Origin of the sequence: Aneurinibacillus aneurinilyticus ATCC 12856 (assembly GCF_000466385.1) — a bacterium.
Taxonomy (GTDB): Bacteria; Bacillota; Bacilli; order Aneurinibacillales; family Aneurinibacillaceae; genus Aneurinibacillus; species Aneurinibacillus aneurinilyticus.
This window is the reverse complement of sequence record NZ_KE952747.1, coordinates 41,534-65,550: the sequence shown is the minus strand read 5'-3', so window position 1 is coordinate 65,550 and position 24,017 is coordinate 41,534. Positions and strand designations below refer to the sequence as shown.

Below are 24,017 nucleotides of genomic sequence, written 5' to 3'. Positions count from 1 at the left end.
TGGAAAGCGCAGCCCAGGTAGTGATTGCGCTGAGCGCTCACGGCATGGATGCGGCAGGACCACAGTTTAGCAAATCCGGCGGCAATGTGATTGCGAACATTTTAAGCTATCAGCAGAATGACGGAAGCTTTGCCCATACAAAAGGCGGGACAGGAAATGGAATGGCAACAGAGCAATCATTACAAGCCCTTATTGCCTATGATTATTATTTAAATGACAAAGGCCCGTTGTATCGTTTTCACAGTCACCAGACGAATCCGGATATGAAAAAGCCGCGCATCACTATTGTTGGTCTTACGGATCAGGAAGTTGTACAGGAGGAGACGCTTTCTTTTACTGTAGCGGCTCAAGACAGTCAGGGAGGGACACTGCTGCCCAGGGTAACTCTAAATGAAAAGGAAGTTGTGACACATGAACCCGGTCGCTATCAAGTAACGCTTATACATGGTGTCAACACGATTGGTATTGAGGCGGTTGATGCGGCAGGCAACGCAAAGCGGGTCGTATACACGATTATATACGAGATGCCCCCGATTCCCGGCGATAAAAGTGTTGAGGTGAGTCCAATAATAGACGGACCGTTGAAAAGAGGAGAGGAACAGCCGGTAAAAGTAAAGATAACAAACAGGCAAGCAAAGCCCCAGCAAGTTACATTGCTTATCGGGATATATAATGCCAAGACGAAAAAGCTGGAAGATTACAAGTTTGTTACACAAACAGTGCCGGAAAAGGAAGAAGAAACATTGAACCAATCCATTTTTGTTCCGATGACGGGTGATTTTGAGGTGAAAGCATTTGTTTGGGACAATCTGGAGGATATGAATATTTTATTAAACGAACCTCAAAGGTTTGTATTGGAATGATAGGGCAGAACAGAAGGAGAAGGGGGTGATGGTACAGCGCGCTGGACAATGGGAAAGGGGGAGATTAGCAGAAAATGAGCAGATAATGATAAATCATCAATTGGCGTGCAAGAAAAAAATGAGCGGATAAGAGGAGGAACAAGAAATGATAAAACGATTCAAACAGACGATGACCGCCCTTTCTTTGGCACTCAGCATCGTATTGCTCTTCGCTTCGTCAGCGTTCGCGGCAGCGATTGATGTCAGCTATAAAATTCTCAGCACATCGGATAAAGGCGGGATCGTATACGATAACACAGTAACAGTGGAGGAAGGCTCGACTGTATTTGCTGCCCTGCAACAGGTTAGCAATGATAGGGGAATTCCGATTGTACACAGCGGTAGCGGCGCCAATTTATATGTATCGGCAATTAATGGTGCAATGGAAAATAAATATCCGGGTGAATATTCAGGCTGGATGTACCGGGTGAACAATGAACTGCTCAGCTATGCCGCCGATGATCCGAATGGAGCCGTGCTGCATGCTGGTGATGATGTGACATGGTATTATGCAGTTCCGGCAGAAACGTACTTTACGAAGATAGACAACACCACGGTGAGTGGCAGCACCCTTACCGTCAATGTAAAGGCGGAGAAATTCGACGATGTAATCAATTGGGATTTATCTGGATTTACCGGTCTTGAAGGAGCAACCGTTGTTGCCAAGCAAGGAGGAGTCGAGCGTACAGCTACGACCAATAGCAACGGCGATGCTGTTTTTACCGGTCTTAGCAGCGGTACATGGCAGATCTTAGTAAAGGATAAATATTTCACATCCGGCGCGCTTAATTATGCCATTGAGCATACGAAATCATCAGTACATACGGTGATAATACCGTAATGATGAAAGAAGCGGGGAGTACAGGTATGTTTCTTCCCGCTTTCTTTTCATTTTCACAGACAAGGGTGCAAAAGAATTGCATGGAAGGGAGATGAGAATATGAGGAGCAAATATAGACGAGTGTTGCAGCGGCTTATGTCCACCTTTGTCATTATGGCCCTGCTGTTGGGAAGCATGTATGATACCGTGTCTGTGAAAGCAGAGGAAGCAGCTCCTGCCGCCATTAAAATAACGAAACCGACAACGATAGTAAATACGCAGCAATCGTATAGCTATGGCAATCCGATTGAGGTTGCGGCAGACGTAACCGATGCTGAGGGCAAGCCATTAGGAGTAAACAGCGGGATTAAATATACATACAAGAAAAGCACAACATCGGGAGCGATCACCGGATCGGAGGTGACGGCTGGAACTGATGAGGGATCATCTTTTACATTTATCCCCACTGATTTGGACTATAATCTTGATGCAGAAGTAGCCTTTATTCATTTATATGCGGAGTACGCAGGAGGGGAGCAGACAGTAAAAACGCCTACTGATCCCGGCGGAATTTCCAGCGTGCGTGTCCCGGTTGATCTTGTAGCCGATGTGAACGTAGCGCAGAAAAAGTTTCCTGTCGGTACGAGCGGTGTGACGGTTACGGTTAAAACCGCTCCTCAGGGCGCCGGACGCACAATTACAGCAAATTTGAGAAATGCAACAGGCGGGGCGCTAAAGGATGATAACAACAAAAACATCCCAGCAGGTGAGACGCAAGGTTCCGGAACATTAGTATTAATGCCAGACGGACAGTATTGCGAAGCGACGTTTACAGTTCCGATTCCGGATGCCCTCAAAAACAGGCGAGAAACGTACCGGGTACAGTTTCGAAATACCAAGTACGATACGTTTGAAATTGCCGATGATGCTGCACCGGATACCACACCGCCTACGCTGGCAAATGGTTATCCAAAGGTAGACAATATCACAGCAAGCACAGCTTCACTAGCGGTTAAAACGGATAAAATAGGCAAGGCGTATTACGTTGTACTTCCACAAGGTGAGACTGCTCCGACGGCGGTGCAGGTGAAGGCCGGTCAGGACAGTACAGGCCAAGCGGCAGCCATTGCTGGGAGTGGAGGTTTTACTGCCGGAGCGGAAGCGCAGCTTCCGCTTAGCGGATTGAAGAAGAATACAGCGTATAACGTATATGTAGTTGCTGAAGATATCGCTACACCCCCCAACACAACAGCGGTGCAACAGGTTGGCTTTACAACCTCCTCGACTGACGGAGCTGCGTTTGCCTTTGCTGTCGGCTATCCAAAGATAGGGCACACGACAGCCGATACGGTACAGTTGTTTGTCAAAACAGACTGGGCAGGCAAGGCATATTATGTTGTGCTGCCACAAACGGAACCAGCCCCGACAGCGGTGCAGGTGAAGGCCGGTCAGGACAGCACAGGCCAAGCGGCAGCCATTGCCGGGAGTAGAGGTTTTGCTGCCGGAGCGGAAGTGCAGCTTCCGCTTAACGGTTTGGTAGAAAATATAGCGTACAACGCATATGTAATCGCCGAAGACACTGCCACGCCTCCAAACGTGACGGCGCTGATAACCGTACAGGTAAATACGGAGTCAGCCGGATCGTCTGCGTGGTCGCAAGCCGGACAAAATCCGGGCAGCAATTATCAGGGGAATACGGCCGGCCCTGCCAGCGCGCCCGGTTTGAAATGGAGCGAGCCTTATTTTTTAAGAAATTATACAGCACTTAAAGGTGGTTACGATAAACAGGTGGCTCCAGTTTTGTTGCCGGATGGGCGTATTTGGCATGCGGTTACTACTGAGCAGGGCGCATATACCGGGCTTTTGACAAATCCCAACGATGGAACGGTAGAAGAGAACAATAAATATACATCGTTGCTTTCCCCTGTCAGTAAGGATTCATTTTTTTATGGTGTGGTGCCTGCTGATTCGGGTAAGCAAAAAATACGGCGGATAGACACAGCAAGCGGTGAAGTCATTGAAAGTACGAACGAGTACTTTCTTTTTCAAAATTATCGAACAGCAAATAACATAAAGCTTAATCCGAACAACTATTATTCCTACGTGCTGAAAGCGGATGAGCACGGCATTTATGTACTGAATTGCCTGCAGCCAAATAAGTTGTCCGATGACGGGGCTGTGCTTCATGCGGGCCGTTATGAGGTGGTTGCGCTTGATTTTAATTTGCAAGAGCGCTGGCATTATGCATTGCCTACAGGATATTCAGCCCCGGCCAGTCCTGTGATTGGAGCGGATGGCTCGATTTATTTATTAACGTGGAAGGAAACATGGACTCCTTCAGGCAGTGACTACAGTTATGGTGTTCAAGATTATCGCTTAATCGCACTTACCGCCGACGGTAAAGTAAAATGGCAGGAATCCAGTATTTTTGATAATGCTGCGCCCAAGGAAGGAGCAGGCCCGATCGTTGGAGCGAATGGTGCGCTGTATGTGATTACCGGAAAGAAGGACGGATTCGGGCTGTATCGGCTTAAAGATAATGGCAGCAGGCCGGAAGCGGTATGGTCCCAGCCTTTGCCTGTTAGCGAAGCGTATCAGGTCAGAAGTGCAGCAGTGGCGAACGATAATACGCTTTATATAGCAACAGGTGAATATAACGTGCTGGCGTACAATGCAGCCGATGGTAGCCGCAAGTGGTCGTACAAAACGAGTGCAACATCAAATGTGGCAAGAAATCTAGTCATTGACTGGAATGGTGTTGTATATGTAGGGACTGATAGCAATTATTTAGGTGAAGTTATTGCACTTATGCCGGATGGAACCCGGAAGTGGTCATACAATGTTCCGGCAAAGGATCGCTTCGGTATGAACACGGAGCTTATGCTTGGCAACGGCGGATGTCTGTATATTTTGACTGCGAACGGTCTGTATTGCATTGATGGCGGAGGCCGTACCGTTAGCATTGACATTACAGACGTAAACAAGCCGAAGCAAGGTACTTTTTATTATGCGTATGGCGATACAGAGCTGCGTGTGAAGGCAAAAGCAATGGAAAACGGCCAGCCCGTAGCGAGTGGCATTACATGGTATTACAGTGTTGATGGCACCGTTTATCGTGTTGATGGAAACAGTACTGAGATGAGCATCATGCTGCCTAACATTTTGGACGGGAATAAGCTAGGCAGTGTATATGCCCTATATGGTGGAGCAGAGGCATCTGTTGAGATACGCTATGTACCTAATGTACCGTTATTTAAAAACAAAGGGCTAGTAACAGACAAAAATGCATACGAATCAGGTGAAACGATCAAGGCGAGTGCAATTATTAAAGGGCGTCATGGAGAAGACGTAACAACAGGCGTGACATGGTTCTATACGCTTGATGCACCGCTTAATAAAGAGAATGCCAGATCCGTTAGCACTGCGGAAGGAACCTACAAGTATATTTCTGATCTGACACCATCTACCGGAGTAGAAAAAATTCCTATCACCGGAACGGACAGTGCGGTTTCCTTTCGTGCGCCAGCTACGGGACAAGTGATGTATTTGTATGCATCCTATGATGGTGTTGCCTCCCCTGCGGCAAAAATTGATATTGTATCAGGCAACCCTGCCCCTCCAAGCATTACGAAAGCAGTGTATGACAGCATTACAGGTATGGTGAATGTTGAAGGAACAGTAGTAGAGAAAGGGCTTACGCTTAAGCTGACATTTACACCCAAAAGCGGCTCTTCTTCTATAGCGAAAGAGTTTGCGCTCGGCGATACTACCCAATACAGGGTCGCTGTAGCTGATTTGGCGGCTGGAGAGTACGGGGTTACAGCAGCAGTGAAACGAAGTCGGGAAGGCAGCAGCTACATAGCAGGTACGGGAGCACCGGTTGTCGTTACTGTTCCTGCCATCGCTTCGGACAGGCAGCGAATCCAGTCTGCGCTGACCCGTACGATTACCGCATATGAAAAAGAATTGCTTACCCGGAAAGGCAAGTTCAATGATTGGGAGGCGCTTGCGCTTGGAACAGCCGGACAGCATATGCAGGCGCGCAAATGGCTTGTAGATGGCAAAGGCTATGCCTACTGGCGGGCATCTGCGATTGCGGATGACAAATGGGGCTACAATGTAGGCAACAGTTACCCGACGACGGATTTGGAGCGTACTATTCTTGGGGTGCTTGGAGCAGGGTACAATCCGCGTGATTTTAATGGAACGAATCTTGTAGCAAAGTTGACGGACACCTTGTATCCATCAGGCAATTTCTCGCCTCGATGGGGAGCGGGCAAACAAGATGCCAGCCAGGGAAATACGCAAATATTCGGGATTATCGCCCTCGATGCAGCGAAAGCGACAGCGGCGGAAGGATATAATGCGCAAAAAGCTGTACAGCGTTTGCTGGCGATGCAGGGAGCGAATGGCAGTTTTAGCTGGACAGGCGATGTAGGTGAGTGGACAAGCGGTGATATTGACAGCACAGGTATGGCGCTCACTGCACTTGGACCGCACCGTGACATGCCGGGCGTACAGGCGGCGATTGACAAAGCAGTTGCCTGGCTGAAATCGCAACAAAAGGCACATGGCGGTTTTAGCGGATGGGGCATTGAGAATTATCCGAATCCCGAATCAAGTGCCTGGGTGATTCAGGGCTTGATCGCCTGCGGTCTTGATCCGCTGGCACCGGAATGGAAGAAAGAGCGCGGCAGTCTTTTAACATCGCTTTTGGAAGCGCAGCTTGATAATGGTAGCTTTAGCCATTCGACAGAGCCTGGCAAAAAATCCCCGAATGGCATGACGACCGAGCAGGCATTGCTTGCGCTTGGTGATTTATATAACGGCAAATCCAAATACAGCGACCTGTGGTCTGTCAATTTACCGGGCTATACGCTTCAAGTTGAGAAGGATCCTGTTCCTAACCGAAACGATATTGAAGTAATTCTTCTGACAACACAACCGCTGGAGAAAGGGAAGGAACAACCTGTAAAAATAAACGTACACAACAAGCAATCCAAAGAACAGGATGTCACGTTGCTAATCGGCGTATACAATCAGAAAACAGGAAAAATGGAGAGCTATAAGCTTGTTACGGAAACGTTGGCGAAAAACGAAAAGAAAGAGAGTGCTGCAAGCATTTTCGTTCCGTCAGCAGATCATTTACAGGTAAAAGCATTTGTGTGGGACAATCCGGAGAATATGAACATTTTGCTTGAGCAACCGCAGACATTGTCGGTGGCACCGTAGAGAAGGATAGGTGAAAAACAAATGAGGGTAAGAAGTAGTGTACGGCGCATCGTACAGATGATGGCAATTGTATTATGCTTGTTCGTATCAATGTCTTCCGTTTTTGCTGCGGTGAATGTAACGCCGCAGGGCAAGCCGGATGGCAGTATATCGGTAACAGGTACATCTGATCATAAGAAAGCTCCTGTAGCATTGCTCGTTAAAGAAGGAAATGAGACCCGCTACATTAATCAGGGGATGACAAACGATCAGGGAGAATATGAGTTTTCCTTTCAGTTGGACCCGGAAAAAGCATACACGGGCAAGGTGAATGTTGAGGGGGAAACGAAAACTTTCGCCATTTCCACTAAGAAGCAGGGAGAAGGAGGCGGAACGGGCAACTCAGGTAACCCGGAAACACCCAAGCCGGGTACGGATAAAAGCAAAACCATTTATTTGCGTATTGAAGGATATAACCAAACCATCTTGCCACGCACCGCGATTACTGTGGATAATTTCGATTTGACGCCATATCTTGGTCGGGCCTCAGGAAGCTCCGCTACACCATCCGATGGCTGGGGACCGGATAAGCTGCCTAATGTCACCGCAATGCATGGTATTATCCGTGGGCTTGAACAGGCGGGAATCAACCCGAAAGATCATCAAAGCGGCGCCGATATACAGGATTATGGTTGGGGTCTGTATGTAGCAATGATTGGCGGCGAACGGGAATTTGACCACCGTAGCACCTCAGGCTGGATGTACCGTGTGAATGATGAATTACCTTCCATCGGAGGGCAGGGCTATGTATTGAAAGACGGGGATGACATGGTGTGGTATTTTGCGGCATACGGATATGACAATATGTATTCCAAAATCGCAGCCAACAAAACATCCGTTAAACCAAAAGAAGAGATAGAAGTGACCCTTACAAGTCCGGATAAGGGTCCGGTCAAAAATGCGGTTATTTATGTGAACGGACAGGAGGCAAAGAATAGCGGACGTAAAGTAAGTACAGATGAGCAGGGAAAAGCAAAGCTAACGTTTGACCGTCCGGGCTCCTACACCATTAGCGCTGAACGTTTCAAGCAGGATATCCGGGATCTTATACGTCCGAATCCGATTAAAATTGAGGTAAATGGCGAAGCGGCGGCCCCTATATCTATCGAAGAGCTGAAAAAACAATTCGAAGAATTACTGGCTGCGGCAAATAAAGAGGAGGATATGGTTGCACTCATTAGACAGGCTGTTGATCAAGCGGTAGAGGCCAAGCGGGAGAACGATACGCAAATAACAGAGGCCATAAAAAACATGCAGACAATTGCGGGATGGATTGACAAAGCGGCGGCAAAGGCTAGCATGCCGGCCTCTTTCACCGCATTAGCAGAGTGTAACCTGCGCTTGCTTGAATTGGCCGGAGAGCTTGTTGACAAACCGCTAAGCGAAGCAGCTAAAAAAGAGATAGAGGCAGTTGCTATCATCCTGCTTAACGGGTATGTGACAACAATATCAAAAGCGGATGAGGCAGGGGAGAACGCTGAAGCATTCGTACGCCTTATCAAGGCGGTGGACAAGCTGCACGGAAAAATAGATGAGAAAAAGATACGACCGGTCATTGAGCGCCTGCTGAGTAAAAGCATGGAGATTGCTGTTAAAAAAGAGCATATACAGGATGATGGGACAAAATTGCTTGTCATCATTGATGATACTATCATCAAAGAAATAGAGCGTGTACAGCAGAAGCAGAAGGCGATAAAGCAGGGCATAGCGACAAGCAAGCTGAACGCTACCTATTTATTGGACAAGCCGTTGACGCTTCTCATTCCGCCAGGAAAGTCGGATAAGGTACGCATTCAAATAGACAAGGAGATACTAGACAGGCTTGTAAATAGCATCAACATTCGTACGCAGGCGGCACAGTTTACGCTTCAGCCTGCCGCATTTGCCGGTGTAATCGAGCAAGGAAAGGTGCTGACGCTTCAACTGGACAAGGTAGATGCAGCAGATTATCCTGCCGGTTTCGTATCCGCATCAGAAAGCGTCCATTCTATGTTCTTGATTGATGCTACTGTTACAGGGGCAACGGTTGTGCCGCAACAGCCGATTATGTTTGCCATTCCGTATGAATTGCCGGAGGGTGCAGCGCTGCCGGCTGTATATACAAGCATAAAAAACGAGCGTGTAAGCGTACCTACTACGTACAACAAAGATGAGAAAATGCTTGTAACAACGCTATCTGCGCCAGGGCCAGTGCTAGTATTGACAGGGCAGACGGGCGCATATACGGATCTAGCCGGTTTTGAATGGGCAAAAGAGGCGATTTATGCTTTGAAGCAAAAAGGGATTATCAGCGGAACGAGTGAAATGACATTCTCCCCAGGAAAATCCATTACACGAGCAGAATTTGCTGCACTATTAGCCAGGGCATACGAACAGCCAGCAACAGAGAAAAAGCTGATCCCATTCCGCGATGTAACAGCTGACAAATGGTATGCCAAAGATATTTCGGTTGTATATCATGCAGGGATTATGACAGGGATTAGTGTGGATCGCTTCGGACCGGAGCAAGTGATAAGCCGTGAGGAAGCAGCGGCAGTCGTTTCGCGGCTGTTAAAGCAAAAGAAAGGAATAGGACCTCAACAGCCAATAGAATTATCGTTTAAAGATAAGCAGGCTATTTCTGAATGGGCCAGACAGGATATAGCTTTTGCGGTACAGCAAGGAATCATAACGGGCATGGGAGATCAGACATTTGCACCGAAGCGGCAAGTTAAGCGGGCAGAAGCGGCTGTTATGCTATATGGCCTTGAGCGATTGCTAATCGGTAAATAAGAGCTTGTGATATGCGGCGGGTCCATCGGCACCTGCCGCATGTTTTGTCCAGAAGGAGAGGGATATATGGATCGTTTTATACTTGCACGAATAGGCGGGATACTCGGAGGAGTGGGACTTTTATCCGTATTGGTAGTTCGACCGGAAACGAATGCCCTTGTGTTAAGTATTATATTTCTTCTGCTTGCCATGATACCATTCTTTATCCGGTTTGAAAGACAAGTGTTGAACAGTCATGCACTTGTGCTTATAGCGGTTCATGCGGCATTGGCAGTGGCGGGGCGGGTAGCCTTCGCATCATTGCCCAGCGTACAGGCTACGACATTTATTATTATCATGTCTGGTTTAGCATTTGGAGCGGAAGCAGGGTTTATGACAGGCGCGCTTGCCGCACTTGTTTCGAATATGTTTTTGGGACAGGGACCATATACACTATGGCAAATGTTCGCCTGGGGAATGGTTGGATTAACGGCAGGATGGTGGCGTCAATCTCGCTGGATGAAAAGCAAGCCGGGAAAAATGATATTTGGTTTTTGCTGGGGCTTGCTATATGGGTGGATATTGAATACGTGGTTTGTGCTTGGTTTTTTGGAAGTGAGCTGGAAAGGGTATGTGATGGCATGTGTAACAAGTTTTTCGATGGACATGCTGCATGCTTTGTCCAACTTGTTTTTTCTTGCTTTTTTCAGTACAAGTTGGTTGGCGATTGCGGAACGATACAAGCGTAAATACGGTTTGTTTTTTGATAATAGCTTGGAAGAAAGGGGAGTGGCTGGTGGATGAGCCGCGGTTTTTCCACCGTCCACCCAACGGTCTGTTTTTTATATTACTTGTTATTGTTTGCTCTGCTTATGCTAGCATTCCATCCTGTCATTCTTTTCATCGCATTTATAAGCGGTGTGTGGCTGGCGGCGTTACAGGGACAAGGCGGAAGCATCAGGGGAACATTACGTTTTTGCCTGTTGCCCAGTGGCATTGTCATTGTTGTCCATTCCGTATTTTTCAATGTGGGAAGTACGCCTCTGTTTGCTATTGGGGGCAAGCCGATTATGCTAGAGGCCATCACATATGGGATAACTATGAGTTTGGCATTGATTGTCCTTTTCGTATGGTTTCTTTCCTATAATCAAACCATGACAGCCGAGCGTTTTCTTTGTATGGCAGCTCCACTGTTACCACAGGTCGCACTTGTAACGATGATCTCGCTTCGCTTCGTTCCGTTGTTAAAAGAGAGGTTACATCAGCTTGTTCTTATCCAGAAGTTACGTGGACTGGATGTGTATGACGGTTCGATGGTCAAACGGGCAAAAGCCGGAGCGCAATTGCTGCATGCGCTGTTCTCATGGTCGTTGCAGGAAGCGCTGGAAACGGCGGATTCGATGAAAGCGAGAGGATATGGAGTTACCAAGCGAAGCACATATATATCCTGGAGCATGACCAGACAGGATTGGCTAGTGCTTGTCTATATGATAGTGACAGGAGGGGGCGGAGCATGGTGCTGGCTTATAGGCGGCCATGGACAAACAGCATATGAAAGGATGATTCGAGTGGGATGGACAATAGCGGAATGGGGCTCCATAGTGTTGCTTGTTCTTTTTTTGTGTATCCCGCTTGTAATTGAATTGAAGGAGAGATGGCAATGGCATTGCTGGAAATAAACGATGTTTCGTTTGTATACCCGGATGCTGAACGGCCAGCACTGCTTGGGGTATCTGCGGTTGTAGAGGAAGGGGAGTTTATTGTTTTGGGCGGGCCGTCCGGTTCTGGAAAAAGCACATTGTTACGTCATATGAAAAAGCAACTGCTACCCGCAGGGAGGCGACAAGGCACTATTACGTATGATGGTGTTGCATTGGATGAACAGCCCGATGCCAGGATGGCACAGGAGGTAGGAATAGTACTGCAGAATCCAGAAAGTCAAATTGTGATGGATACGGTTTGGCATGAGCTTGTGTTTGCTATGGAAAATATAGGGATTCACCCTGAAGACATGCATAGGCGTGTGGCGGACATTGTTCCTTTTTTCGGAATGGAAACATGGCTATACCAGCCTGTCCGACAATTATCGGGGGGACAGAAGCAGTGGCTTAATCTTGCGTCTGTTATGTTGCTGCATCCGCGGGTATTATTGCTTGATGAACCGTTTGCCCAGCTTGATCCGGTGACAGTACGAGCTTTCGTCCAGCTTTTGCAACACATTCATCAGGAATTAGGAATCACAATCATTGTGAGCGAGCATCGATTGGAGGAGTTGCTTCCGTGTGCGACACGCCTCATGATAATGGATTGTGGTAGCGTTATATATGATGGTCCAGTACGTGATAGTATTTGCAAGATGAAAGCAAAAGAGGATAAATCATTTCTTCCCTATTTGCCGTCTGCAACTCAATTGTATTTGGCATGTCCATATCAAGTGGATGATATAAGTACAGAGAGTATCCCGCTTACCGTACAAGAAGGGAAAAAATGGTTTGCTGCTCTTCCTGCACCTGCTCTTCCAGAAAAAAACAAAGTGCCGATCAGATCGGAAGAAGCAGGCGAGCCGCTCATATGGTGCGAAAACATTAGTTTTCGTTATGGAAAGGACGCGCCGGATGTTTTGCATCGCTTATCTATTACAGTATACCAAGGGGAGTGCCTTGTGATCATGGGCGGAAACGGTGCTGGAAAGTCTACATTTTTGCAATGCATAGCCGGGTTGGTTATACCGCAGCGAGGAACTATAAAATGGCAGGGACAGCAGCGGACATCTCTTTCCATGAAAGAAAGGCAGGGACTGATTGGATACGTCCCGCAAAATCTGTTCTCATATTTTATTTATGACACAGTAGAGCAGGAGTTGTGCCATGCTGCTGTCGATGGTTCGCTTGTCGAAGAAATGATGGTGCGATTTGGGCTGAGGGAAGTAAAGGGCATGCACCCGTATGATTGTAGCGGTGGACAACAGCAAAAAATTGCGCTTGCTTGTGCTTTACTTGCCCGCCCAAAGCTATTGCTGCTTGACGAGCCTACGAAGGGGATTGATCCAAAAGCAAAGCAAGACGTCATTCAAATTATACGAACCGCACGGGAGGAAGGAATGACGGTTATTTTGGTGACACACGATACGGAGTTTGCCGCTCAATCGGCTACGCGCTGTGCCATGCTATTTGATGGTGGTGTAGCCGCGATAGCACCTTCACGTGTATTTTTTACTGGCCAGCTTTTCTATACGACAGCTGTGAACCGGATTGTTCGTCAGCATGTACCGGATGCTGTGACAATAAAAGATATATATGCTTACTGGTCAATAAAGTAATTCCCGATTTGACTTTATAGATGTTTTATCCAGCATACCCTATCTGTAGCATAGGAAATAATCAGCGAGTATATCATGAAAGCATATGATAATGATTGACGCTGTTATAGTAAATCTGTTAGTATTTCAATAAGTTTTATTATAATTAAATATGATGGAAACAGGTGTCGGTAAGCGGATTGTTTATCGGCTTAAAAGGGAAGTCCGGTGAAAGCCCGGCGCGGTCCCGCCACTGTAAATGCAGAGCAACTCTTTTATATGTCACTGTCTCGGCAGGGAGATGGGAAGACGAAGAGAAGCGATGACGCATAAGCCAGGAGACCTGCCTGTTTCAACAGCACTGATTTGACCTACGGGAGATAGGGAGGTGTTACACTGCGTGATTCGGAAAATGATATCCGGTTTCTTTGTGTTGAGCGGATTTCTATCGTTTCGAAATGAGTGGAACAGGCGCCTTTCTTGATGGGAAAGGCGTTTTTTGTATTCGGAAAAATAGCTAGAAAAATAGTGAGAGGAGAAATAATTGATGAAAATAATGAACAGCAATCTTGGATATCCGCGCATCGGTGCCGAGCGGGAGTGGAAAAAGGCGCTGGAAGCGTACTGGGAAGGACGCATTAATCTAAATGTACTGCATGCTGAAATGAAGCGCATTCGTCTGTCCAATTTGAAGATGCAGCAGAATAGCGGCATTGACCTGATTCCGGTGTCCGACTTTACGTACTATGACCATATGCTTGATATGGCGCAGATGTTTGATATTGTTCCCTCTCGTTTTCGTACCGCTGGAAAGGAAGAAGAGATATACTTCGCCATGGCGCGTGGAACCGAGGAAGCAGTCGCGTGCGAGATGACCAAATGGTTCAATACGAATTATCACTATATCGTACCTGAGCTGTCTGACACCGTTCCAACCCTTGTCCGAAACCGTCCACTTGAAGCGTACCGGGAAGCGAAAACAGAGCTTGGCATCGAAGGCAAGCCGGTTATTGTCGGTCCTTATACATTCGTTAAGCTGTCAAAGCATTACGGAAATCGTTCGTTTGCGGACTGGGTGCGTCAGTTTGTTCCTTTATATGCGAGAATATTGCAGGAATTAGAAGCGGAAGGTGTGCGCTGGGTCCAGCTTGATGAACCATGCCTTGTCATGGACATTCCTGCCGAGGATATGGAACTCATTACGGACGTATATGAGCAGCTTCATCAAGCGGCTCCGCAACTTCACCTTTTGCTGCAAACGTATTTCGAAGGAATTGAGCATTATGAGCAGGTTGTGTCACTTCCAGTACAGGGGATTGGGCTTGATTTTGTACATGGATATGAAACAAATCGCGCGAACTTGACTCGCTGGAGTTTTCCGCAGGATAAATGGCTATTTGCCGGTATTATTGATGGACGCAATGTTTGGGCGGCGGATCAAGAACAGAAATGCAATCTGCTTAGCGAGCTGCTGCAATATGTCACATCGTCCCGATTGAGCATCCAGCCTTCGTGCAGCTTATTACATGTACCGGTTCGCGTTTCGCAGGAGGAAACGCTTGATCCGGTTATCAAGGAAAGCCTTGCGTTTGCGGAAGAAAAGCTGAGTGAGGTGGTGCAGCTGGGAGAGATTTTGCAGAAGGGGGGACAAATCGCTCCGCTGGAAGCAAGGCGCCAGCTTGCAAAATCTCCGTTACGTAACCGGGCAGATGTCCAGCAGGATATGGCACAATTGCTTTCTAGGGAACCGATGCGTAGCACACCGTTTGTGAAGCGTGCTGTGCTTCAGCAGGAGTATTTTGGATTTCAGCTACTTCCGACTACTACAATCGGAAGCTTCCCACAGTCATCAGAGGTGCGGCAGGCACGTCGGGATTGGCGTCAGGGTAAGCTGACGGAAGAAGCATACCGTACATTCATCCGTCGGAAGATAGAAGAGTGGATTGGCATTCAGGAACAACTTCAGCTTGATGTGTTCGTTCATGGGGAATTTGAACGTACCGATATGGTAGAGTTTTTCGGTGAAAAGCTGGACGGAATCGCGTTCACACAAAATGGTTGGGTGCAGTCCTACGGTTCCCGCTGCGTAAAACCGCCACTAATCTATGGTGATGTTGCGTTTGTAAAGCTGATGACCGTGGAAGAAGTCGCTTTTGCGAATACGTTGACCGATAAACCGGTCAAAGGTATGCTGACCGGTCCGGTTACGATTCTTAACTGGTCGTTTGTGCGCGATGATATACCACGTGAGCAGGTATGCTATCAGATTGCGGCTGCGCTGCGCCGAGAAGTGACCGCGCTTGAAGAGGCGGGAATTGATGTAATTCAGGTGGATGAACCGGCACTGCGGGAAGGGCTTCCACTCAAGCGGAAGCGTTGGACGGCATATCTTGATTGGGCAGTACGCAGCTTTTTGCTGACAACCTCCCACGTCAAAGATACGACACAAATTCATACACACATGTGTTATTCGGAATTTCACGATATGATTGATGCGATTTCGCAGCTGGATGCGGACGTCATTTCAATTGAAACGTCGCGCAGCCATGGTGAGCTTATTCAGGCTTTTGAAGACCGCATATACGATAAAGGGATCGGACTTGGCGTATACGATATCCATAGTCCGCGGATTCCGACTGTAACGGAGATGGCACATATGATCGAACGGGCGCTGCGTGTTCTCTCTCCTCGGCAATTATGGGTTAACCCGGATTGCGGCCTAAAGACAAGAAGCAAGGAGGAAGTAGTAGCCGCGCTTGAATCCATGGTAGAGGCAGCATGCCTTGTGCGGGGACGTTTTCTCAAACATGAAAGTTTAGTAGAAGAAAGAAGCGAATAAAGAATAGCGAAGGAGAAAAAGATATGGAGCGGAATAGGAAACGTGCCCGGGATTCCCATACGATGATGATCGATATTGTTTTTCCTCCCGACACGAATCATCTGGATACAATGTTTGGAGGAAAAGTGATGGCCGTTGTTGATCGTGTGGCTAATATTGCGGCAATGAGGCATGCCAGAAGGCCGGTAGTTACCGTATCGACCGATCGTTTTAATTTCCTGTGCCCTATTAAAACGGGAGAAGCGATTATTGTAGAAGCTTTTGTCACGTGGACAGGCACGACCTCGTTAGAAGTTTACACAAAAGTAGAGGCAGAGAACTTATTGACAGGCGAGCGGAGGCTAGCCTCCCACGCTCATTTAACGTTTGTTGCCCTAGACGAGAATGGGAATAAAGTAAAGGTTCCACAGGTAATACCTGAAACAGATGAAGAAATACAGCAGTACAAAGAAGCGCAGGCGCGTTATGAACGGCGGAAAAACCGGAGAAGATAATGAATTTCTAATTTTGAAATAAAAGCAGGAGTTAGGAGAGAAAGTGGCGAATAATCATATTATTAATCTTTATAATTAATTGACAGAGCAGGTCACTCCGCGGAGTGTGAAAGGGGAAGACCGGTGAAAATCCGGCGCGGTCCCGCCACTGTAAGAGGAAGCATCCTCAAGCCAGATCGCCGCCTGCTCTAGGTTCACCGCATGTACCTACGGTTGATGGGGAGGTGATGGCATACGAGCGAAAGATGCATTTGTCGATTTTCGCTGGCTGTCTTTGCTCTTTCCATCCCCGTTTACATGCTAAACGGTTTTTTTTATGCCTATTTTTAGCGTATATGGAGGAGGGAGCACAAGATGGCAGCGGAAAAGAACGAATTTTTTTCGCCAAAAGCAAGTCATGTCACGGCTGTTACATTTACGACATTAGAAGAGAGGATGGTTTTTCATCATTCAGAGCTTGTGGACAGTTTGATGAATTTAAAAACGAAAATACAGGAACATGACTATGAAAAGTACATTAATTGTTTGATTAGCTTACGAAAACATGGGGATAAGCTGCTGGTTATTACTAGCCACGCGATGCACAAAACGATCATTGAAGGCAGATTTCTGCAGCCGATTAAGGAAGCTTTTCATGTTTCGGATGTCAGGATTGTAAGTCAGACCAGCCAATTTAATGCATAGCCGTAAAAATCGAAAGATAGAACGTATAGAAGCATGCATTTGAGTGCAGAAAGGAGTGGGTGGTACGTAAATGCTGGATCATTCCAACGTTTACGTACCGCATAACATGATGGGAAACGAAACCAAAAAGAAAATAAAAGATGAGAAACACATATTTACAGCTTTCCCCCGTCCGACATATGAGGCATGGCGACAGACTGCCGAAAAAACGTTAAAAGGAAAGTCATTTGAAGATAAGCTAATGACAAAAACGTACGAAGGCATTTTGCTCCAGCCTATTTATATGCCGGAAAATTTGGAGGAGATCCCCGATGTGGTACGTATGCTGCCCGGTGCTGCTCCTTATGTCAGAGGAACGCGTACACTTGGATATATCCAGCAGTCATGGGATGTGGCGCAGGAGCTTTCAGCCGCTACACCCGAGGCGTTTAATCGTATCGCAAAGCATGATATGGAGCGTGGACAGAACATGATACATGTTGTGCTGGATACGCCGACATGTCTGGGGAGGGATGCCGATCAGGTGCAGTCGCATCGAGGTAAGGGACTTTCGCTTTGCACAAAACTGGATGTGGCTCAGGCTTTTGCAGATATTGATTTGGAGCATGCTCCGCTTTTGATTCAAAGTGGATTGAGCGCTCAGTCTGTTTTGTCTTTGCTCATTGCCTATATGCGTGAACAAGGAAAATCGGCGGATAAGCTGTGCGGATGCATTGGCATGGATCCATTGAGCATGTGGGTCAAGGAGGGCATTCTCCCTTATTCGCTGGAAGGCGTATATGATGCGATGAGCCAGATGACGCTCTGGGCAAACCGGCATGCACCAAACCTGCAAACCGTGTTTGTACAGGGACACCCTTATCATGATGGGGGTGGCAATGCCGTTCAAGAGATGGCTTTCTCACTGGCTTCGGCTGTGGCCTATATTCGGGCTATGCAGGAGCGGGATGTAGACATCGACACAAGTGCGCTACATATTCGTTTTTCATTTTCGCTCGGATCGAATTTCTTTATGGAAATTGCTAAGCTGCGTGCCGCCCGTATGTTATGGGCTAATATTGTGTCCGCATTTGGTGGAAGTGAAGCATCGGCAAAAATGAAAATACATGGGCGCACATCCTTCTGGACCAAAACGGTGCGCGATCCGTACGTGAATTTGCTGCGCACAACGACAGAGGCGCTTGCCGGTGTAGTGGGCGGCGTAGACAGTCTTCATGCGAGTCCGTTCGATGAAGCGCTCGGAGAGTCTGATGCGTTTTCTCGCCGTCTTGCCCGTAATACCCAACTGTTGCTGGAGGAGGAGGCACACCTTGGGAAAACGATCGATCCGGCAGGGGGCTCCTGGTATGTTGAAGTGCTGACGGATCAACTGGCACAAAAGGCATGGAAGTTGTTTCAGCATATTGAAGGAAAAGGCGGCATGGTACGTGCTCTAGAAGAAGGCGAACCGCAGCGGCTTATCGAAGAGGTGGCCCGTACCCGTCGGCATAATATTAACCGCCGAAAGGATCGGATAGTCGGAACGAATGTGTATGCCAACGTGAAGGAAGCGCCTATAGTGCGCAAGATGGAGGAAGAAAGCGTATATGAAAAGTGGCTGGTTGAGCTGGCCGCATTTCGTTCCTCTATTGATGTTAGTGTGCATCGAAGCGCATTGGATAAGCTGTACGACGCTCAGGGAGAGCAGGCGATGGAAGCGGCAATTGAGGCTGCCCAGGCCGGAGCGACGTTGCAGGAGATTACAGAAGCTGTGCAAGGAAGGAGAGCGGGCACGACTCCTGCAATAGTCAAGATTCGGACACAACGCGCCGCAGAACCATTTGAAGAGCTGCGCACCGCGGTAGATGCATATACAGAACGAACGGGGAAGCGACCACAAGTATTTCTGGCGAACATTGGGCCGACTCAAAGCTATAAGCCACGTGCCGATTTTTCAGCCGGTTTTTTTGAAGTGGGAGGGTTTGAGGTGCTGGCTGACAAAGGCTTTAACATTCTGGAAGAGGCTGTCCGGGAGGCTGCTGCTTCAACTGCCTCCATTATCGTTATTTGTTCAAGTGATGATATGTACCCGAACATTGTTCCGCAGCTAGTGCAAATGTTAAGGCGGACGCTCCCTTCGTGCACCATTTTTCTGGCAGGCGCGCCGCAAGCCGAGCAGTGGGCGATATATAAAGAAGCTGGCGTGCATCATGCAATTACAATGCAGAGCGACTGCTATGCAGTACTTCGCTCCCTGCTGCATCAGAAAGGAATTATGCTATGAGACAAACACCTGACTTTACTAAACTAGCTTATCGGAATGAATTTGCGGCAGCGTCGCTGGCAGATTGGCGCAGACAGGCGGAGGCGGAAGGCGTATCGCTTGATGAGCTAGTGTGGCATACGATGGAGCAAATTGATGTGAAGCCGCTGTATACACACGAAGATATTCAGCATATGGAGCATCTTGGCTATGTGGCAGGATTGCCGCCATATTTTCGCGGGCCTTATCCCTCCATGTATGTCACACAGCCGTGGACGGTTCGTCAATACGCCGGATTCTCCACGGCTGAAGAGAGTAATGCATTTTATCGACGTAACCTTGCAGCCGGACAGAAAGGTTTATCTATTGCATTCGATTTGGCTACCCATCGTGGCTATGATTCCGATCATCCCCGGGTTGTAGGAGATGTAGGAAAAGCCGGGGTAGCGGTAGATTCCATTATGGATATGAAAATTTTATTCGATGGGATTCCGCTTGATCAAATGTCTGTTTCGATGACGATGAATGGTGCGGTTCTTCCGGTCATGGCGTTTTATATCGTAGCAGCCGAAGAACAGGGAGTGAAGCAAGAACAATTATCGGGTACCATTCAAAATGATATTTTAAAAGAATATATGGTCCGCAATACGTATATTTATCCGCCGGAACCGTCGATGAAGATTATCGCCGATATTTTTGCTTATACGTCGCAGCATATGCCCAAGTTTAACAGCATTAGTATTTCTGGCTATCATATGCAGGAGGCAGGGGCTACCGCTGATATTGAGCTTGGCTACACGCTTGCAGACGGTTTACAGTATGTACGTACAGGTTTACAAGCAGGAATCGACATTGATTCGTTTGCACCGCGGCTGTCATTTTTTTGGGCGATTGGTATGAACTATTTTATGGAAGTAGCAAAAATGCGTGCCGCCCGCCTTATTTGGGCAGGCTTAATCAAGGATTTCCAGCCGAAAAACCCAAAATCGATGGCCCTGCGTACACATTGTCAAACATCCGGCTGGAGTTTGACGGAGCAGGACCCGTTTAATAATGTTGCCCGTACATGTATTGAAGCAATGGCGGCCGCACTCGGTCACACACAATCGCTACATACAAATGCACTTGATGAGGCGATTGCCCTCCCTACTGACTTCTCGGCACGCATTGCGCGCAATACTCAATTGTTTTTGCAAGATGAGACGGGCATTTGTAATGTAGTGGACCCATGGGGCGGATCATATTACGTGGAATCGCTGACAGCCGAACTCGTTCGTCGCGCCTGGGGACATATTAGAGAAATTGAAGAGTTGGGCGGTATGGCTAAAGCGATTGATACCGGTCTGCCCAAGATGCGGATTGAAGAAGCGGCTGCACGCCGGCAAGCCCGTATCGACTCCGGGAAAGAAACGATTATCGGTGTTAATAAGCATCGCCTCACGCAAGAAGATCCGCTGGATATTCTTGAGGTGGATAATACAGCGGTGCGGGAAGCCCAGCTTAAACGTTTGGCCGAACTGCGCGCCAATCGCGATGAGGCGCGTGTGCGTACTGCATTGGATGCCATTACAAGGGCGGCGGAAACAGGGGAGGGAAATCTGCTCGCGCTGGCGATCGAGGCTGCACGTGCCCGTGCAAGCCTTGGGGAAATTTCGTCTGCATACGAGAAGGTGGTTGGACGCCATCAAGCCGTTATCCGTTCCATTAGCGGGGTATATAGTGCTGAATTTGGCGAAGAAGAACAAGTTTCGATCGTACGCAGAATGACGGATGAGTTTGAAGAGCAGGAAGGGCGCCGCCCGCGCATTATGATCGCAAAAATGGGTCAGGATGGACATGACCGCGGCGCCAAAGTGATTGCAACCGCGTTTGCTGACCTCGGATTTGATGTGGACATCGGGCCGCTGTTCCAAACGCCGGCAGAAACGGCCAAGCAAGCGGTAGAAAATGATGTGCATGTCGTCGGAATGAGCTCGCTGGCTGCTGGTCACAAAACACTGCTTCCGCAGCTGATGGAAGAGCTAAGGAAACTGGGCAGGGAGGATATTCTTGTGATTATCGGCGGCGTAATTCCAGCCCAGGATTATGAATTTTTAAAACAAAACGGAGCTGCAGCTATTTTTGGTCCGGGTACCGTTATTCCGGTGGCAGCGCAAAAAGTGCTAGAAGCCATCAATCAGCGTTTAGAGGATGAGATATAAACATGAGCAAGGAAAAACAAAGGCCTGAGTGGGTGCCGGAAGAAGCGGGCACTGCTTTTGCCAGTCATGTAATGGAAGGTGTAAACGGTGGACATGACGGAATGCCGGGACAAACAGCCGGGAGAAGCAGCCCGCCTTTCTCTCGCAGACGAAAGCTTTCTGTAGATGATTATGTTCAAGGTGTATTATCAGGGAACCGAACGATTCTCGCTCAAACAATTACGTTGGTTGAAAGCAATGCGCCACGATACATTGAGATGGCGCAGGAGGTTATTAAGCAATTGCTGCCGTATACCGGCAGATCGATTCGAATCGGTATTACAGGCGTACCAGGGGCAGGAAAGAGTACATTAATTGAAACATTTGGTTGCATGCTTTGTGAACAGGGACGTAGGGTAGCTGTGCTTGCCGTTGATCCGAGCAGCAGTGTTACACGGGGCAGTATTCTGGGCGATAAAACCCGTATGGATCGGCTGTCCCGCCAGCCCAATGCATTTATCCGTCCTTCTCCTTCAGGGGGGACGTTAGGCGGCGTTACACGCAAAAGCCGGGAAACCATTCTTGTATGCGAAGCTGCCGGGTTTGATACTGTGCTTGTTGAAACGGTAGGGGTTGGACAAAGCGAAACGACCGTACGCTCGATGACTGACTTTTTTTTGCTTGTTATGCTGACAGGTGCCGGCGATGAACTACAAGGAATAAAAAAAGGTGTCATTGAGTTGGCGGACGCGCTCCTGATTAATAAAGCGGATGGAGATAATATTATCAAAGCGCAGGTGGCAAAGGAAGAATACAATCGGGTGCTGCATTATTTGAAGCCGGCTTCGGAAGGATGGATGCCTGAGGCGTATACATGCTCTGCACTTACCGGAGCGGGTGTTGCGCATATATGGGATATAGTGGAACGCTTCCGTCATCAGATGCAATCAACCGGTACATTTGAAAAACGGCGAAAATCACAGGTGCTGGAGTGGGTATATACAATGGTACAGGAGCACCTGCAAACCGGATTTTTCAACGATCCGAATGTGAAAAAAATCATTCCGGGAATCGAGCAGCAGGTAAGTGAGGGGAGTATATCAGCTACAATTGCAGCAAAAGAATTGTTGGCCGCATATGAGAAAGGATGAGAACCTTTATGCCTGCGCTTTGCAGAAATAGGTGAGAAATGAAAGTTATTGTACATCAGGTTCACCAAACATCGGTTTACGAGGGCGACGTGTGTTTACATCCTCCTGCTGCAACCGAGATATTTACACATCGACAAGGGGAGCTGTGGCTGGAGTCATTCCAGCCGCAGGCCATTTTTTCTATTGTTTTAGAGCATCCGGACGCCGTGTTGAATTCGCATTCTACATGAAGCTGGATTAAAGACGGTAGGAGGACTGGACAACTACGTATATCAACTGCAATCCGAACAAAAAGATTTACAGGAGCTGTATCATAGGATGAGTAGGGCAGGGCTTACGTATGCACTTATTAATAAGAGCAGAATGTCCTCGATTAATGTAGTCGTAAAATAAAAGTGCGGGATAATACCTGCGTATTGACAAAATTAGGGACATGATTTTAAATGGTAGTTAATAATATAACGACTAAAAAGAGGAGTTTTATGGATACGATATACAAGGAGCTTCAGAAACTGGGTTTTTCTCAATATGAATGTAAAGCGTACGTAGGTCTTTTAAAGCATTCAGCTGTGACAGGATATGAAGTGAGCAAGCGTACGGGCGTGCCACGTTCCATGATTTATGAAGTATTGGGCAAGTTATTGGATAAAGGTGCTATTTACACCGTTCCGTCAGATCCTGTGAAATATTCACCTGTTCCGGCAAAAGACTTAATCGAACGGCTTCGAAAAAATTTTGAGGAATCTTTCGATTTTCTTGAAAAGGAATTATCGGCTCTTGAAACAGAACGGGATATAGACGTTATTTGGCGGATTCGCAGCGAACAATTAGTCATTGATGAAATGATAGATATCATTAATAAAGTAGAAAAAGAGCTATGGTTATCGGTATGGGAACCGCAAGTTCCGCGAATAAAAGAAGCCGTTGATCGGCAAGCCGAGAAGGGAGCGAATATTTTTACGGTTCTTTTTGGTGCGCCAGAGACGTATTTAGGCTGTACGTATCATCATAATTATATGACGCCTGATGTTGTTGAAGAGCGGATGGGCGGGCATTTGACCGTTGTGGTCCGCGATGCGGAAGAGGTGCTTATTGCCAATTTTACAGATCAGGCTTCTGCCTGGGCGGTAAAAACGAAGGATCCTGCTCTTGTATTGGTCGCTACTGAATATATTAGGCATGACATTATGGTTGAAGAAATTACGCAAGAATTTGGCTCTGAAAAGCTTGAAGCTCTTTGGAAGAATAAAAATGATTTAATTCATGTGATGACAGGAAAACGGTTCAGATAAGACGAACCGTATTTTCTTTCGCTAATCAATAGTTCGTTATTAAGACGAGATGGAGAAACTACCATTCGAAAAGGAGGCTGCTACGATGTTCAT

14 protein-coding genes and 2 riboswitches are annotated in these 24,017 nt (G+C 47.5%); all 14 genes read left to right on the top strand.

Features of this window, described 5'->3' with window-relative positions; genetic code table 11:
• On the top strand, positions 1-863 hold an 863-nt coding region (locus HMPREF0083_RS08000; protein ID WP_021620702.1), incomplete at its 5' end, for a hypothetical protein.
• A gap of 145 nt (positions 864-1,008) precedes the next feature.
• Positions 1,009-1,743 carry a DUF4430 domain-containing protein gene (locus tag HMPREF0083_RS07995; protein ID WP_021620700.1) on the top strand — a complete coding sequence of 245 codons (735 nt, stop codon included), beginning with the start codon at positions 1,009-1,011 and terminating at the stop codon, positions 1,741-1,743.
• Positions 1,744-1,842: 99 nt separating this feature from the next.
• Positions 1,843-6,954, top strand: coding sequence for an outer membrane protein assembly factor BamB family protein (locus tag HMPREF0083_RS26270; protein WP_051354579.1), 5,112 nt, complete (start codon positions 1,843-1,845; stop codon positions 6,952-6,954).
• A gap of 21 nt (positions 6,955-6,975) precedes the next feature.
• Positions 6,976-9,765: an S-layer homology domain-containing protein gene (locus HMPREF0083_RS07985; protein WP_040301984.1), complete on the top strand. Its 2,790-nt coding sequence runs from the start codon at positions 6,976-6,978 to the stop codon at positions 9,763-9,765.
• Between the two features lie 66 nt (positions 9,766-9,831).
• Positions 9,832-10,548, top strand: a complete 717-nt coding sequence (locus HMPREF0083_RS07980; protein ID WP_040301982.1) for an ECF transporter S component — start codon at positions 9,832-9,834, stop codon at positions 10,546-10,548.
• Positions 10,545-11,423, top strand: a complete 879-nt coding sequence (locus HMPREF0083_RS07975) for an energy-coupling factor transporter transmembrane component T (RefSeq protein WP_051354578.1) — start codon at positions 10,545-10,547, stop codon at positions 11,421-11,423. Before HMPREF0083_RS07980 ends, HMPREF0083_RS07975 begins: the two co-directional genes overlap by 4 nt.
• Positions 11,405-13,063, top strand: coding sequence for an ABC transporter ATP-binding protein (locus HMPREF0083_RS07970; protein ID WP_051354577.1), 1,659 nt, complete (start codon positions 11,405-11,407; stop codon positions 13,061-13,063). The genes HMPREF0083_RS07975 and HMPREF0083_RS07970 overlap by 19 nt, the downstream gene beginning before the upstream one ends.
• A gap of 145 nt (positions 13,064-13,208) precedes the next feature.
• Positions 13,209-13,407, top strand: a riboswitch (cobalamin riboswitch).
• Between the two features lie 182 nt (positions 13,408-13,589).
• Positions 13,590-15,881 carry a 5-methyltetrahydropteroyltriglutamate--homocysteine S-methyltransferase gene (metE, locus tag HMPREF0083_RS07965; protein ID WP_021620694.1) on the top strand — a complete coding sequence of 764 codons (2,292 nt, stop codon included), beginning with the start codon at positions 13,590-13,592 and terminating at the stop codon, positions 15,879-15,881.
• A 23-nt stretch (positions 15,882-15,904) separates the two neighbouring features.
• Complete coding sequence (locus HMPREF0083_RS07960) at positions 15,905-16,375, top strand: acyl-CoA thioesterase (RefSeq protein WP_021620693.1); 471 nt, start codon at positions 15,905-15,907, stop codon at positions 16,373-16,375.
• 72 nt (positions 16,376-16,447) lie between these two features.
• Positions 16,448-16,576: riboswitch (cobalamin riboswitch) on the top strand.
• 153 nt (positions 16,577-16,729) lie between these two features.
• Positions 16,730-17,059 (top strand): hypothetical protein, encoded by a 330-nt coding sequence (locus HMPREF0083_RS07955; RefSeq protein WP_021620692.1) that lies wholly within the window; start codon positions 16,730-16,732, stop codon positions 17,057-17,059.
• A 70-nt stretch (positions 17,060-17,129) separates the two neighbouring features.
• On the top strand, positions 17,130-19,322 hold the full coding sequence (locus HMPREF0083_RS07950; protein WP_021620691.1) for a methylmalonyl-CoA mutase family protein: 2,193 nt from the start codon (positions 17,130-17,132) through the stop codon (positions 19,320-19,322).
• The gene (scpA, locus tag HMPREF0083_RS07945) at positions 19,319-21,502 is read left to right on the top strand and encodes a methylmalonyl-CoA mutase (protein ID WP_021620690.1); all 2,184 of its coding nucleotides are present in this window, start codon (positions 19,319-19,321) and stop codon (positions 21,500-21,502) included. Before HMPREF0083_RS07950 ends, scpA begins: the two co-directional genes overlap by 4 nt.
• A 2-nt stretch (positions 21,503-21,504) precedes the next feature.
• The gene (gene meaB, locus HMPREF0083_RS07940; RefSeq protein WP_021620689.1) at positions 21,505-22,632 is read left to right on the top strand and encodes a methylmalonyl Co-A mutase-associated GTPase MeaB; all 1,128 of its coding nucleotides are present in this window, start codon (positions 21,505-21,507) and stop codon (positions 22,630-22,632) included.
• A 482-nt stretch (positions 22,633-23,114) separates the two neighbouring features.
• Complete coding sequence (locus HMPREF0083_RS07930) at positions 23,115-23,924, top strand: TrmB family transcriptional regulator (RefSeq protein ID WP_040301976.1); 810 nt, start codon at positions 23,115-23,117, stop codon at positions 23,922-23,924.
• Positions 23,925-24,017 lie beyond the last annotated feature (93 nt).